The 14,475-nt window shown below is 64.5% G+C and carries 14 protein-coding genes; 7 read left to right on the top strand and 7 right to left on the bottom strand.

The window, feature by feature from the left end:
* From ATY29_RS18605 to ATY29_RS18575, 7 genes are all read left to right on the top strand, one after another.
* Positions 1 to 999 (top strand): ABC transporter permease, encoded by a 999-nt coding sequence (locus ATY29_RS18605; protein ID WP_097532988.1) that lies wholly within the window; start codon positions 1 to 3, stop codon positions 997 to 999.
* A 9-nt stretch (positions 1,000 to 1,008) separates the two neighbouring features.
* Entirely contained in the window at positions 1,009 to 1,830 is an 822-nt protein-coding gene (locus tag ATY29_RS18600; protein WP_097532987.1) for an ATP-binding cassette domain-containing protein, read from the top strand.
* A 108-nt stretch (positions 1,831 to 1,938) separates the two neighbouring features.
* Positions 1,939 to 2,844 carry a sugar phosphate isomerase/epimerase family protein gene (locus ATY29_RS18595; protein ID WP_097532986.1) on the top strand — a complete coding sequence of 302 codons (906 nt, stop codon included), beginning with the start codon at positions 1,939 to 1,941 and terminating at the stop codon, positions 2,842 to 2,844.
* Positions 2,841 to 3,866 carry a Gfo/Idh/MocA family oxidoreductase gene (locus ATY29_RS18590; protein ID WP_097532985.1) on the top strand — a complete coding sequence of 342 codons (1,026 nt, stop codon included), beginning with the start codon at positions 2,841 to 2,843 and terminating at the stop codon, positions 3,864 to 3,866. Before ATY29_RS18595 ends, ATY29_RS18590 begins: the two co-directional genes overlap by 4 nt.
* A gap of 31 nt (positions 3,867 to 3,897) precedes the next feature.
* On the top strand, positions 3,898 to 5,070 hold the full coding sequence (locus ATY29_RS18585) for a Gfo/Idh/MocA family protein (RefSeq protein ID WP_097532984.1): 1,173 nt from the start codon (positions 3,898 to 3,900) through the stop codon (positions 5,068 to 5,070).
* Positions 5,071 to 5,149: 79 nt separating this feature from the next.
* Positions 5,150 to 6,091 (top strand): sugar phosphate isomerase/epimerase family protein, encoded by a 942-nt coding sequence (locus tag ATY29_RS18580; RefSeq protein WP_097532983.1) that lies wholly within the window; start codon positions 5,150 to 5,152, stop codon positions 6,089 to 6,091.
* Between the two features lie 107 nt (positions 6,092 to 6,198).
* Positions 6,199 to 7,383 (top strand): hypothetical protein, encoded by a 1,185-nt coding sequence (locus ATY29_RS18575; RefSeq protein ID WP_097532982.1) that lies wholly within the window; start codon positions 6,199 to 6,201, stop codon positions 7,381 to 7,383.
* On the opposite strand, the gene ATY29_RS18570 is transcribed toward ATY29_RS18575, so the two are convergent.
* Genes ATY29_RS18570 through ATY29_RS18540 form a run of 7 tightly spaced genes read right to left on the bottom strand, consistent with a single transcriptional unit; the run spans position 7,380 to position 14,471 of the window.
* A complete protein-coding gene (locus ATY29_RS18570) occupies positions 7,380 to 8,393 on the bottom strand; it encodes a succinylglutamate desuccinylase/aspartoacylase family protein (protein WP_097532981.1) in 1,014 nt (337 codons plus the stop codon). The genes ATY29_RS18575 and ATY29_RS18570 overlap by 4 nt on opposite strands.
* A 31-nt stretch (positions 8,394 to 8,424) precedes the next feature.
* Positions 8,425 to 8,769, bottom strand: a complete 345-nt coding sequence (locus ATY29_RS18565) for a RidA family protein (RefSeq protein ID WP_003572224.1) — start codon at positions 8,767 to 8,769, stop codon at positions 8,425 to 8,427.
* A 34-nt stretch (positions 8,770 to 8,803) separates the two neighbouring features.
* A complete protein-coding gene (locus tag ATY29_RS18560; protein WP_097532980.1) occupies positions 8,804 to 10,114 on the bottom strand; it encodes an alanine racemase in 1,311 nt (436 codons plus the stop codon).
* Positions 10,107 to 11,063 carry an amidohydrolase family protein gene (locus tag ATY29_RS18555; protein ID WP_097532979.1) on the bottom strand — a complete coding sequence of 319 codons (957 nt, stop codon included), beginning with the start codon at positions 11,061 to 11,063 and terminating at the stop codon, positions 10,107 to 10,109. Before ATY29_RS18555 ends, ATY29_RS18560 begins: the two co-directional genes overlap by 8 nt.
* Positions 11,060 to 12,001: an ABC transporter permease gene (locus ATY29_RS18550; RefSeq protein WP_097533077.1), complete on the bottom strand. Its 942-nt coding sequence runs from the start codon at positions 11,999 to 12,001 to the stop codon at positions 11,060 to 11,062. Before ATY29_RS18550 ends, ATY29_RS18555 begins: the two co-directional genes overlap by 4 nt.
* Positions 11,998 to 12,960 carry an ABC transporter permease gene (locus ATY29_RS18545; RefSeq protein ID WP_025417904.1) on the bottom strand — a complete coding sequence of 321 codons (963 nt, stop codon included), beginning with the start codon at positions 12,958 to 12,960 and terminating at the stop codon, positions 11,998 to 12,000. The genes ATY29_RS18550 and ATY29_RS18545 overlap by 4 nt, the downstream gene beginning before the upstream one ends.
* Positions 12,957 to 14,471 carry a sugar ABC transporter ATP-binding protein gene (locus tag ATY29_RS18540; RefSeq protein ID WP_003572234.1) on the bottom strand — a complete coding sequence of 505 codons (1,515 nt, stop codon included), beginning with the start codon at positions 14,469 to 14,471 and terminating at the stop codon, positions 12,957 to 12,959. Before ATY29_RS18540 ends, ATY29_RS18545 begins: the two co-directional genes overlap by 4 nt.
* Between the last annotated feature and the right edge of the window lie 4 nt (positions 14,472 to 14,475).

Here is a 14,475-nt window from a genome sequence, read left to right as displayed (position 1 = left end):
ATGAACGGCTTTTCCATTGGACACTTCGTACGCCGCCCGGAATTCGGCGCCGTGTTGAGCTTCGTCGCGGTGATCGTCTTCTATGTCGCCTTTGGCGGCGTCAGCCTCGGTACGCTCTTCGGCGCGGCAAGCTGGGTCAATTTCGCCGCCAATCTCGGTATCGTCGCCCTGCCTGTCGGCCTTCTGATGATATCAGGCGAGCTCGATATCTCGATCGGCGCGATGATCCCGGCGGGCTCGATGACGATCGCCATTCTCTCGGGCTATTACGAGTTGCCAATCGTCATCGGCATGCTCGGCGTGCTCGCCATCGGCGTCCTCGTCGGGCTGGTCAACGGTCTCCTGGCGGTGCGCACCAGCGTGCCCTCGCTGATCATAACCCTCGGCACGCTGGTGGCGGTGCAGGGGCTCGTGCTGGCCGGATCCGTCATCCTGACCGGGGCCGCTTCGGTTCCGCTCAACGCCCCCGCCTGGGCCAAGACGGTGTTCGGCGACCTCATCCACGGCAAATTCCAGGTGATCATCCTGTGGTGGCTGGCACTGACGGTGGTCTTTGGTTTCGTGCTGCACGCGACCCGCTACGGCAACTGGATCGTCGCCATGGGTGGAGACGAGGTCAGCGCACGCAATGCCGGCATTCCGACCGACCGGCTGAGGATCGTCCTCTTCGTTCTGTCGAGCACGGCCGCCTCCTTCGTCGGAATGTGCGGCGCCATCCTGTTCAATTCCGCGCAGGTCTCGGGGGGCATGAACTACATCTTCAATACGGTCGTCTCGATCGTGGTGGGCGGCGTGCTGCTCACCGGCGGCTTCGGTTCGGTCGCCGGGATCTTTCTCGGCGCGCTGACCTTCGCGGTCGTAAGCCAGGGCATCTACTTCACCAACATCGACCGCAACTGGTCCAACCTGATTATCGGTGTGATGCTCATGGCCGCCGTTCTGATGAACAACACGTTCCGGCAGATGGCTTTGAGCTTCGTGCCGAAGAAAAACAAGTGAGCGACACCCATGTCCGACAATGTTCCAATCCTTGAACTCCAGAATGTCGACAAGAGCTTCGGCCCGATCGACGTGCTGCACGATATCTCGCTCAAGGTCCGCGCCGGCGAGGTGCTCTGCCTGCTCGGTGACAACGGCGCCGGCAAATCGACGCTGATCAAGACGCTGGCCGGCGTCCACAAACCGACGCGCGGCACCATCCTGATGGACGGCAACCCGGTCGAATTCAGCGGACCGCGTGATGCGCAGGAAAAGGGCATCTCGGCGGTGCATCAATTCGGCGGCACATTTCCCCTGATGTCGATCGGCCGCTCCTTCTTCGTCGGCGTCGAGCCGACCAAGGGCTGGGGTCTTTTCAAGGTCTATGACCGCAGGAAAGCCAATGAGATTGCCGTCAAAGCCGTCCAGGATTTCGGCATCACCCGGATCGACGATGGCGACCGCCTTGTCGGCGGGCTGTCGGGCGGCGAACGCCAGTCGCTCGCCATCGCCCGGGCCGTGCATTTCGGCGCGCGCGTGCTGATCCTCGACGAACCGACCGCCGCTCTCGGTGTGAAGCAAGCGGCGCACGTGCTGAGGATCGTCAATGAGGCGAAGCGGCGCGGTCTGGCGGTGATCTTCATCACCCACCAGGTCATGCATGCGATGGCGGTCGGCGATCACTTCGCGGTGCTCATCCGCGGCGCGATCGCCGCCGATTTCCGCCGGGGCGAGAAGACCCGCGAGGAGATTACCGATCTGATGGCCGGCGGGGAAACCATGGCGGGCCTCGAAGCTCAAATCGATACTTACATAGCAAGCCATGAGAGCCACTCGCCGCCGGCTGAGTAACCGCTGACGGCACTGCAAACGACACAGCACAAAACACACAGCGTCCGGCAGCGGCAGAATAGACCGCCGCCGGGGAAGGAAAATCATGACTGGAATCCGGAGGTCAAAATGAAAATCGCAATCGACCCGTTCATGCACCGGCACCTTTCGCTTGAGGAACTGCCTGGGAAGGTCAAGGAACTCGGCTACGACTGGATCGAACTATCCCCACGCGGCGATTTCCTCGAATGGTTCAAGGCGCCGCGTGTCTTTCCCGAGCGGATCAGAAGTTTCAAGAGGGCCCTGAAAGAGGCGGACGTCGGCATTGCCTCGCTGCTGCCGATGTATCGTTGGGCCTCCAATGACGAGACCGAACGCCAGGCCGCCGTCAAGCACTGGAAACGCGCCATCGAAATCGCGGTCGAGTTGGAAGTCGACACCATGAATTCCGAGTTCGGCCGCGGCCCGCACCCGGACAAGGGATCCTGCTACTGCTGCCACACCGGCTCGATGATCGAGGCCTGCGAAGATGCGTGGTGGCGCTCGATGGAGGAACTGGTGCCGCTCTTCGAGCGCGAGGGCATTCAGCTCAATGTCGAGCCCCATCCGGAAGACTGGTGCGAAACGCTGCAGCCGGCGCTCGACATCATCCGCACGGTCAATTCGAAGAGCGTCAAGTTCCTCTATTGCGCCCCACACACCTTCTATTTCGGCGACGATACCAAAGCGATGCTGCGCGAGGCGAAGGACGTGCTGGCGCATGTCCATGTCGGCGACACCTTCAACCACAAGGCTTCGTCGGGCCTCAGATATATCCTCAATCCGCCCGGTACCAACGCCCGGGTGCACCAGCACCTCAATATCGGTCAGGGCGAGGTTCCCTGGGACGCGTTCTTCGGCACGCTCGCCGAGATCGGCTTCGACGGCATCATGACCGCCTGCGTCTTTGCCTGGGAGGACAAAGCGGACCAGAGCGGCACCTTCATGCGCTCCGAAATGCAGCGCTACATCGATAAGCATTGGGGGGCGAAATGACCCTTCAGGTTGGCGTCATCGGCACCGGCATGATCGGCCGGGATCATATCCGCCGCCTGACGAACGTCGTTCCCGGTGTCGAAATCGTCGGTGTCACCGATATCGACCAGGCCCGCGCCGCCGCTGCCGCCCCCGCGGGAGCGGAGGTCTTCGCCACGCCTTCGGCGCTGATTTCTTCGGAAAAGGTGCAGGCCGTGATCATCTGCTCCTGGGGGCCGGCCCATGAGGAGCAGCTGCTCGCCTCGATTGCCGCCGGCAAGCCGGTCTTCTGTGAAAAGCCGCTGGTGACCTCCGAGGCGGCCGCACTCCGCGTCATGGAGGCGGAAACAGCCTTCGGCCGGCGGCTGGTGCAGGTAGGCTTTATGCGTCGTTTCGATGCCGATTATCGCCGCCTGAAGGCGGTCATCGATGGCGGCAGACTCGGCGCGCCGCTGCTCTTCCATTCCGTGCATCGCAACGCTTCCGTTCCCGAAGGGCTCTACAGCTCGGAGATGCCGCTGAACGACACGCTGGTGCATGACGCGGACATTTCCCGCTGGTTGCTGTCCGATGAAATCACCGGCGTGGAGGTGCGTGTGCCGCGCCGGTCCTCGCGCGGCGGCGCGTTGCGCGATCCGGTGTTCGTGCTCCTGCACATGGCCTCGGGTGCGCTGGTCGACGTCGAGATTTCGGTGAACATCGCCTATGGCTATGACATCCGCGGCGAGATCAGCTGCGAGACGGGCGTCGCCGCGCTGCCGAACCGCCCGGCGACCGTGATCTCGGATTTGAACGGCATTCGCCAGGCGATCCCCGAGGATTGGCGCGAGCGCTTCATCGAGGCCTACGACCAGGAATTCCGTGAATGGATCGTCGCCGCCTCTAAAGGAACGGCCGGCGGACCTTCCACCTGGGATGGATATGCGGCGACACTGGTGGCCGATGCTGCTCTGAGAGCCGTGTCCAGCGGCGGCCTCGAACCGGTGAAAATGATACCGAAACCCAAGCTTTACGCACTGCCGACCGCCATGGCGGCGGAATGACGCGGCAGGCCATTTCAGGAGCAATGATCAGATGATCAACGGAGAAAGATCCATCGAACGCCCCTTGCGCTGGGGCATGGTCGGCGGCGGCCGCACCGGGCAGGTGGGCTACAAGCACAGAACCGGCGCCCAGCGGGACGGCACCTACCGGCTCGTCTGCGGGGCCTTCGACCTCGAGGCGACGCGCGGGCGCGACTTCGGCACGAAGATCGGCGTCGCCGCCGACCGCTGCTACGGCGACTATAAGGCGTTGATCGCTGGGGAGGCCGGGCGCGAGGACGGCGTCGAGGTGGTCTCGATCGCCACGCCGAACTTCACCCATTACGAGATCACCAAGGCATGCCTGGAAGCCGGGCTGCACGTGATCTGCGAAAAGCCGCTGTTCTTCACCGTCACCGAATGCGACGAAATCGCCAAACTCGCCGCAGAGAACGGCCTGATCGTCGGCGTCACCTATGGCTTCACCGGCCATCCGCTGGTTCATCAGATGGCGGCGATGGTCAAGAAGGGCATGCTCGGCGAGATCCGCATCGTCGACATGCAATATACCCACGGCTTCAATTCGGGCGATGATGTCGGCGCCGGCGAGGCGGTGAAATGGCGCACCAATCCGAAAACCGCCGGCCCGACCTTCGTTCTCGGCGATATCGGCACGCACCTCTACTACCTCTCCGAGGTCGTGCTGCCGCATCTGAAGATCGAAAAGCTGCTCTGCGACCGCAAAGCCTTCATTCCGACCCGCGCGCCGCTCGAAGACCACGCAACCGTTCTCATGCATTACGACAACGGCGCCCGCGGCCGTCTCTGGGTATCCTCGGTTAATGCCGGCAACATGGGTTCGCAGCGCTACCGTTTCGTCGGCTCCAAGGCCTCGATCGAATGGTCGGATGCCCATCCCGACCAGCTGATCTATGAAGTGCAGGGCGAACCGAACCGAACGCTGCATCACGGCATGCCCTATCTCGAAGAGGAAAGCCTCGCGGCCGACCGCATGGGCGCGCTGCATACCGAGGGCCTCGGCGACAGCTGGGCGAACATCTACCTCTGGCTCGCCCAAGCGATCGATGCAAAACGCCGCGGCGACGAGGCCTTCCTCAAGACCCATCATTATCCCGGCATCGAGGCCGGCACCGAAGGCGTGCGCTGGCTTGAGAATTGCGTCCGCTCGGCCGATGCGGGCGCCGCCTGGGTCGCATTCGAGTGATCAGTTCCGGGGGCGCGCGGGATCTCCTCCATCCTCCTCCCGGGCGCGTTCCCCACCCCTCTTTTAGAAAGACAATGATATGAAACTTTCGATCTGCACCGACGTCATGGGCAACCTGTCCTTTACCGATATGCTCGACAAATGCGTCAAACTCGGCGTTGAAGGCATCGAGATGACTGGCGGCGGCTGGTCGCGCGCGCCGCATTTCCGCGCCGATGAATTGCTCGAAGATAAGGGCTTGCTGAAAACCAAGCTCAAGGAAATCGAAGCCCGCGGCCTCGAAATCGCGGCGCTGAACTGCTCGGCAAATCCGCTCGATCCGGGCGACATGGGCAAGCGTCACCGCAAGGAAATGGAACAGACGATCCGTCTTGCCGGCGAAATCGGCGTCAAGACGATCGTCACCATGTCCGGCCTGCCGGAAGCCGCCCCCGGCGACAGCGTACCCAACTGGCTCGTCTATACCAAAAGCTGGCCGGACGAGATGCCGGAACGCGACCGCTACCAGTGGGAAGATCGCGCCTTCCCGCTCTGGCATGATCTGGTCAAGCTCGCTGGGGAAGTCGGGGTCGAGCGATACGCGCTGGAAAACTTCTCGGCCATGCTCGTCTGGAACCCGGAAACCCTGTTCCGCCTGCGCAACGAGGTCGGTCCGACGGTCGGCATGAACCTCGATCCGAGCCACTTGTTCTGGAAGGGCGCCGATCCGATTGCCGCGGCACGCGCGCTCGGAAGCGCAATCCATCATTGCCACGGCAAGGATACGCGTATCGAGCGGGGACTTGCCGACATCAATGGTCTTCTGGAACTAAAGGACGTGACCGACGTTGCCAACCGCACCTGGAATTACGTCGCCGTCGGCGCCGGCCATGACCTGCAGTGGTGGAAGGAATTCTTCTCGGTCGTCAGGATGGTCGGCTACAACGGTTGGGTCAGCCTCGAGATGGAAGACTTCACCATGTCGACCGAGGCCGGCATCCAATCCTCCATCGACGCGCTGCAGGCAACGATCAGCCGCTGACAGGGCAGGGTGGGCGGCTTTCGCGCCGCCCTCCGCGTTCAAACGAGCCTGGACACTATTATGGACACATGTTCTATAAAGCGGACAGACTTGAACCGGAGCGCACCATGCACCTTTCCATGTGGACTTACCCCTGGGATATCCAGGACCAGGGGCTCGATGCGATTGCCGCCGAGCTTCGCAACCGGGCAGGCCTCAACACGATCAGCATGGCGACCTCCTATCATGCCGGCCGCTTTCTCCAGCCGCGCAGCCCGCAGCAGAAGGCCTATTTTCCCGAGGACGGGACGGTCTACTTCCGGCCGGACGAGAGCCTGTGGCAGGACAAGCTGATCCGGCCGCTGATGGCGGGGAATGTCACCGAGCGCGGCGACATGCTGGAGGCGCTGGCCAGGGAACGCGAGGCGACCGGTCTCAAGGTCTCCTGCTGGACGGTCTGCCTCCACAACAGCCGTCTCGGCATGCTGCATCGTGATCACGTGACGCGCAACGCCTTCGGCAATCCCAACTATTACAATCTCTGCCCTTCCAGCCCGGCGGCGCGCGCCTATGCCGTCACCCTCGTGCGCGACATCACAGTGAATTACCAGCCGGATATGGTGGAGCTCGAAAGCCCGAACTTCATGGGCTTCGCGCATGAATACCATCACGAGAAAGACGGCGTCGGCCTCAACGCCGAAGACGATTTTCTGCTGTCGCTCTGCTTCTGCGATCATTGCGCGGCGCGCGCCGCAAAGGCCGGCGTGCCGGCCGAAGGTGCGCGCCGAACTGTTGCGCGTTTCATCGCCGAACTCTGCGAACGTGATATCCCGGAATGCCAGTTCCCGGATTTTCCGGCGGCCGGCATCGATGCCTTCCGCGACCATCCCGATCTGCATGCCTATCTCGCCTGGCGCAGCGAACCGGTGACCAGCCTGATCGGCGAGATCAAGGCGGCGGCCGATCCGGCGAGCCGGATCGTGCTGATCGACCTGAAGGACGGTTGGCTCGGCGGCGTCGATCTGACCGCCGTCGGCAAGCTCTGCGACGGGGCGATCCTCTGCTGCTACGATATGGAGCCCGATGCGATCGGCGATGTCATCCGCGCCGGCCGGGCGGCGATCGGGCCGCAGAGATTCCTCGGCGTCGGCCTGCGCGTCTTCTATCCCGAGGTCGGTGAAGCCGCGGTGCTGGCGGCCCGCGCCAAGGCGGCCGTCGATGCCGGCGCTGACGGCGTGAACTTCTACAATTACGGCCTCATCCCGGCCAAACGTCTCGACTGGGTCAGGGCGGCGGTCGGCGCCATTACCTAAGCGGTGATGGGCTCGGCAACCTGGATCAGGCAGTCGCCGGCCTGGCTGTCGCAATGCAGCCGATGGGAAATGACGATGCCGCTCTCGGCAAAACGCAGCTCTTCCTCCGGCGGCTCCAGGCGTTCCAGGTCATGGTACCATCCGGCGAGATCACCGGCGGAAACGGTTGCCCCGAGGGCTGCGGCTGGCTCGAACCAGCCTCTGCGGTTGGCGTAGATGCCCTGGCTGTGCCGTGACAGCGAGAGCAGCTGCAGCGGCCCCGGCTCCGAGAGCGGCGCGCGCGACAGAACCGGGCGCCCGACGATCCCGAGCGTCACGAGCAGCCGGTCGATCGCCGCCGCCGTAAAAGCCATCGTCTCGGGCGTCACGGTTCCGCCGCCGCCGAATTCGCCGGAAAGCCCGATGATGCCGGCCCGTGCCGCAGCCCCCATCGATGTCGGCGCCGCCGGCCCGTTATCTGCGATGAAGGCATGCGACGCGCCCATCGCCCGCATTAGCGAGACGGACCGCTCGAAGCGGGCGGCATCGGCCTGCCGCTCGATCAGCGTGCAGGGCAGGTGGGTCATCGACGTGCCGCCGGAATGCAGGTCGAGCACGGCGTCATGGCGCGGAAAGAGGACGTGTTCGAGGAAATGCGCGAGGCGTGCCGTCGGCGAGCCCGTGGGATCGCCGGGAAAGGCTCGGTTGAGGTTGCCGCCGTCGAAGGGCGAGCAGCGCTTGGCCGCCATCACCGCCGGCAGGTTCGCCATCGGCAGGATGGTGACGGCGCCGCGGATTTCGGCGACGTCAAGCAGGCGCATCAGCCGGCCGAGCTGGAGTTCGCCCTCATATTCGTCGCCATGGTTGCCGGCCATCAGCAGCAAGGACGGCCCCTTGCCATTCTGCAAGCGAAGGACCGGAATGCGGATCTGATAATAGGGCGAGCGGTCGATCGAATAGGGAATAGCGAGATGACCGGCCTGACGGCCCTGGCGCGAAAAGTCGATCGGATTGACGAGGCCGCTGTGCATGATGTCTCCAGTGCGGGCGGTTGCCGTTGGATCAGAGTGCGGCGACCGCGGTCATTTCGACGCGCAGATCGGGATCGGCGAGCCGTGCTTCGGTGCAGGCGCGGGCCGGCGGATTTTCGATGTCGATCCAGCTGTCGTAGACGCCGTTCATCGCCTCGAAATCGGTAATCGCCGGCAGAAACACGTCGACGGCGAGGAGGCGCGAACGGTCCGTGCCGGCTTCCTTCAAAAGGGCGTCGATCTTGGCGAGCACGTCGCGGGTCTGCTCCTCGATGCCCGCCTTGCGGTTTTCCGCCACCTGGCCGGCAATATAGACAAGACCCCCATAGCTGACGGCCTGGCTCATACGCGAGCCCTTCTGATAACGCTGGATCATGCAGCTTTTCCTTTTCTGAGCTTGGAAGGAGAATTCAGCCGAAGCTTGTGAGATAGGCCGCCGTCACCGAATGATCCGGGTCGAGGCCATAGAGGATTGCATGCCGGTCGAGGCAGGTGCAGGGATGCGAGATGCCGAACTCGATGACGTCGCCGATCGAGACGTCGCTATCCTCGGCAATGGCCAGGAAGGCATGCTGATCGTTGAGACGGAAAACCTCGGCGCTTTCGAGATTGCCGAGATACGCGCCATTGCGGTAGAGCGCCAAGGGCCGCGGCAGGCCCTGATCCATTGCCACATCGCGCATGCCCATGCCTGAGATCGCAAGCTTTGGCTCCGGCCGGGAAAGAACCTCGGCCCAGACCCTGAGCGCCGGACGGAACCCCCCCGCCGCCGAAACCATCTTATCGCCGACGCGCAGGCCGCCACGTGCATCGAGGCCGGCAAGACCGCGCTCGTAGACGCCGTGATCGTGGAAGAAGATCGCGCCGCTGCGCAGCACGAGCCGGCTGGCGGGATCGACGGCGACGGCGGCTGAAAGCCGCGCCACCACGACATCGAAAAACACCGAGCCACCAGCGGAGACGAGAAGCGGCCGGGCCTTGCCGATGCGGGCGCGGATCGTCGGCAGGAAATCTGATGTCATCGCCATCAGCGCCTCGATACGAAGCATCGTCTCTTCCGCATTTGCGGTCGCGGCAGCGCCCTCGTAGGCGGCAATGCCGGTCAGTTGGAAGGCGGGCGTCTCCACCGCCAGGATCGCGTCGAGAATTGTCGCTGCGGCTTCGGCGCCGCGGAGACCGGCGCGGCCGGCGCCGAATTCCAGCAGCAGGCCGAGAGGCGGCAGATCCGCACGCTCCTGCCATGCGGATCGAAGCGCCTCGACGAGCACCGTCGAATCCACGAAGACATGGAGCTCCGCATCGGGATAATGGCCGAGCAGGGCTGCAAGCCGGCGGGCGGCGGCGATCCCGCCGATCTCGTTGGCAAGAATCAGCCGGCGCTGTCCGGCCTTGAGCAGGACGGCCGCCTGACGGATGTCGGCGACGGTCGTGCCCCAGGCGCCCGCGGCCAGAAGCGCCTCTGCCAGCGCCGTCGACATCGGCGTCTTGGCGTGCGGCGCGATTTCGGCGCCATGGCTTTTCACATAGGCCATCATCAGCTCGACATTGCCGGTGAAGGCCTGCCGGTCGAGCGAGATCAGCGGCAGGCCCATCCTGCCATCATAGGGCCTCCATCCCTGCATTCCGATCGCGGCAGGCGGCAGCGGCGGATGACCCGGCGGAAAGCCGCGCACCCGCTCGTCGATCAGGACGTTTTCCGCCGCAATATGAAGATCAGACATGGCGGCCTCTTCCGATCTCGGCCGGATCGGCCAAACCGAGGCGATAGGTGTCGTTGGCGGTGGCAAAGAACAAGGCGCGCTGCTCGTCGAGAGAGAGCTCGGCGGCGACCGTGCGGAAGGTCTGATAGACCTCGTCGAAAGAGGCATGCAGGCCGGCGACCGGAAAGTCACTGGCAAACATCGCGCGCGCCGGGCCGAAACAGTCGAGGCAATGTTCGATCACCGGCCGCAGGCTTTCGAGCGTCCACGCATGGTCATAGGCGACGAGGTCGGAAATCTTCACGCGCACGTTGGGTGCGCCGCCGAGTGCCCACAGGCCGCCTTGCCAGAGCGCCATGCCGTCCTTCGTGCGATCGGCAGGGCTGCCGCCGTGGTTGAGCACGAAAAGCGTTTCGGGAAAGGCCTGCACCAGTTCCAGCGCCTCAGCCATCTGCCAGGGATAGAGCATCAGGTCGAAGACCAGCCCGAGCCGCGTGGCATGGGCAAGCCCCGCACGCCAAGCGGGATCGCCCATGCGATCCGGACGCGACGCAAAACTTTTCGCCGCATCGGGATGCCAGCTCAGGATATCGCGGATGCCGACGACGTTGGAGTTTTCCGCTTCGGCTTCGAGCAGGCGCTGGGCATCCGGCCCGTCGAGGGGAACGCGCGCGATATAGCGGCGGGCCACACCGGAGCTGCGGTCGAGACCCTCAAGCCAGCGGCTCTCTTCCAGCGGATAGGCAACGGACCAACCGGCCTCTACATGCACGGTTGCGATCACGTCCTGGCGGGCAGCATCGGCGCGATAATCATCGATGCCATAGTCGCGCAGGATCGGCGCCAGGCTGCCGAATACCATTTCCTCGCCTGATGCCCGCGCCTTCTGCAGCCAGGGATGGCGCTGCAGGCCGAGGTCCCAGAGATGGTGGTGCGGGTCGATCACCGGCCCATCGTAGCGCTGCGTCATCTGCGCGCCTCGCGGCCGGAAACAAGCAGGAGGGCAAGGATCAGCGTGCCGAACATGATTGACCGCCAGCCGGGCGAGGCGTTGACGACGGTGATCAGCGCCGTCGTGGTGACGAGCAGGATCGCCCCGGGGATGGTCCCGGCATAGGTGCCGCGGCCGCCGAGGATGGAGGTGCCGCCGAGCACCACGGCGGCGATCGACGTCAGCAGATATGGATCGCCGATGCCGACATAGCCCTGCCGGTTCATGCCGAGCACGAGAAGGCCCGCCAGCCCGGCAAAGAAGCCGGACAGGGTGTGGACGATCAGCGTGTTGCGGGTGATGCTGACGCCGGAGAGCCGGGCAGCGAGCGGGTTTGCCCCGAGCGCCAGAAACCGGGCGCCGGTCGGCATGCGGTGGACGAGCAGCAGCACGGCGATCGCAACAACGAGCCACAGAATGATGCCCGAGGGAATGCCGAGCGGCCGCGCCTGACCGAGCAGAATGACTGCGGGATTGCTGACGGTGACCGCACTGCCGCCGGCGACGATGACCAGCAGGCCCTGCAGGAAGGTCGCCATGGCAAGCGTCATGATGATCGACGGCACGCGAAGATAGGCAGCCCCCGCGCCGTTCATCAGGCCGATGCCGGTGGCGATGGCAAGCGCCGCCGCAATGCCGGCAAGGCCTGTCGGATCCCAGGCCGGCGAAATCAGCGGCAGCAGGATCGCCGTGACGGTGATGACAGCCCCGACGGAAAGATCGATGCCGCCCATCAGGATGACGAGCGTCTGCCCGGCAGCGACGATGCCGATCACGGCGGCGAGTTCGAGCAGATAGCGCAGATGGCCATAGGCGCCGAAACCGCGCAGCGCAAGGCTCGCGACGATCCAGACGAGCGCGACCAGAAGCAAGGTCAGAAGCGGCGGATTGCGGGATGCGGATCTGATGATGTTCATCGCCTTGCCCTCCATTGACCGAGAAGCTCCGGAACGGCGACCGCCCCGACGATGATCAGACCTTGCGCGACATATTGCGCGACCGGCGGGAAGCCGAGAAAGAACATGACGTTGATCATCACAGAGAGCAGCAGGCTGCCGCAGATCGCCCCGCGCATCGTGCCCTTGCCGCCGAGGAAACCCACCCCGCCGAGCACGGCGGCAGCGATCGAGTTCAGCGTGAAGGGCGTGCCGATCACAGGATCGCCCGAGCCGGTCTGCGCGGCGACGAAAAGGCCGGTCAGCGCCGCAAGAAGACCGGAGAGCGCAAAGGCTGCAACCTTCACCCGTTCGACCGGAACGCCGGAGCGGAATGCGCCGACCGGGTTGTCGCCGGCCGCATAGATGCCGAGACCGAGCGGCGTTGCGAGAAAGGCTTTCCAGAGCACAAGGATCAAGACGAGCAGCAGGAAAGCAACCGGCGTGTGGCCGGCAAGCGCGGTCGACAGCCAATCGGGAACGACCCCGCCCGGCCGCGGAAGCAGAATGAGCGCAACGCCGCTGATGATGAAGGATCCGGCCAGCGTGACGATGATTGCCGGCAGCCTCAAAAGCGTGACGATGGCGCCGATGAGGGCGCCGATCGCGAGACCGGCGAGCGCGACGGCCAGAATGCCGCCCGGCACGCCGAGCGCCCCTTCCATCGTCGTCGCCGCGATCACCGCTCCCAGGCTCACCAGCGGACCGATCGCCAGGGTGATGCCGCCGTTCAGCATGAGCAGCGCCTGCGCCATGGTGACGAGCGCAAGCGGGAACCAGTTCTGCGTGAATTTCGAGAAGCCGCCGATCGAAAGGATACCGGGAAAGAGCACTGCATAAAGGATGAGAAAGGTGGCGACCACCAGATAGAGGCCGGCGAGGCCGCGATTGCGGCGGAGCTGGATTGCGCCGTAAAGCCCGGATGACGAAATCGTGCTCATGCCGCCTCTCCCTGCGTCGCGGCCGCAATGCCCATGGCCGCGCCGACGATCGCCGCTTCGCTGATTTCATCCTGCGACAGTGTTGCCGCAACGCGCCCCTCGCGCAGAACCACGACGCGGTCGCAAAGATGCACGAGTTCCGGCGTGTCGGAACTGGCGAGAATGACGAGCCGCCCCTCGGCAGCGAAGGCGCGCAGCATCAGGTAGATCTCACGCTTGGTCTCGATGTCGACGCCGCGCGTCGGGTCGTTGAGGAGCAGAACCGACGGATCGAGCGGCAGCCATTTGGCGAGCGCCACCTTCTGCTGATTGCCGCCGGAAAGCGCCTGCACCGGGCGGGCGGTATCGCCCTTGATCGCCAGGCGACGGGCGAGATCGGCGACCAGGCCGCCTTCCGCCGGTCGGTCGCGTAAGCCCCTGCGGGCGAGCCGTCCGAGCGAGGGCAGGATGAGATTGGCGGCGATGGAGTGGGGCAGCACCAATCCCTCATGCTTGCGGTCGGCCGGCACATAGACGATACCGGCCGCATTCGCCGCGCCGACATTGGCGGGCAGGCCTGATTTGCCCGATACATCAGCACGGGCGGCGGACGCGGGAATCGCGCCGTAGAGACCGAGCAGCAGGTCTTCCTGACCCTGTCCCACGAGCCCGCCAATGCCGACGATCTCGCCGGCACGGACAGAAAAACCGATATGGCGTACCATGCCGGCGGAAAAATCTTCGACGTCGATGCGTATCGCGCCTGGTTTGGCGACGGCGCGCGGCGGGAACAGGTCGCCGGTTTCGCGGCCGACCATCAGGCGGACCAGCCCCTCGCCATCGATGCCGGAGAGCGACTGGTCGGCGGTGACGCCACCGTCCTTCAGCACCGTGACATGCGAGCAGAGCGCCTGCACCTCGTTGAGGCGGTGGGAAATATAAAGAAGCGCGGTGCCGCGTCCCTTGAGCGTCTCGATGAGGCGGGCAAGGATGCGGGCTTCATGCGCGGAAAGTGACGAGGTCGGCTCGTCCAGTATCAGCACGCGCGGTTTGCGGAACAGCGCCTTGGCGATCTCCACCATCTGACGGCGGCCGAGCGCGAGATCGGCGACCGGCATGTCGAGCGGTTCGGTGAGCCCGACCATATCGCAGACATCCTGCACACCGCGATGCAGCGCTCTGTAATCGATGAGGCCGAACCGGCGCGGGAAGGCGCCGGTCCCGATGTTTTCGGCAATCGAGAGATTGGCCGTCAGGCTCAGTTCCTGCTGCACCACGGCGATGCCCGCTGCCCGCGCCGCCGCCGGGCTGAAACGCCCGACAGGCCTGCCGTCGACAAGGATGGACCCGCTGTCCGGCAGAAGGGCGCCGGACAGGAGATTGATCAGCGTCGACTTGCCGGCGCCGTTTTCGCCGAGCAGAGCGTGAACCCTGCCCGGCAGAAGGGCGATATCGACGCCCTTCAGAACGGGATTGCCGAAAAATCCCTTGAACACCTGCCGGGCTTCCAGCAGGGGCCGTTCTTCCGTCATGACG

Source organism: Rhizobium hidalgonense (assembly GCF_002914525.1).
GTDB lineage: Bacteria > Pseudomonadota > Alphaproteobacteria > Rhizobiales > Rhizobiaceae > Rhizobium > Rhizobium hidalgonense.
The sequence above is the reverse complement of the archived record's forward strand: the minus strand, read 5'-3'. Positions and strand labels throughout refer to the sequence as shown.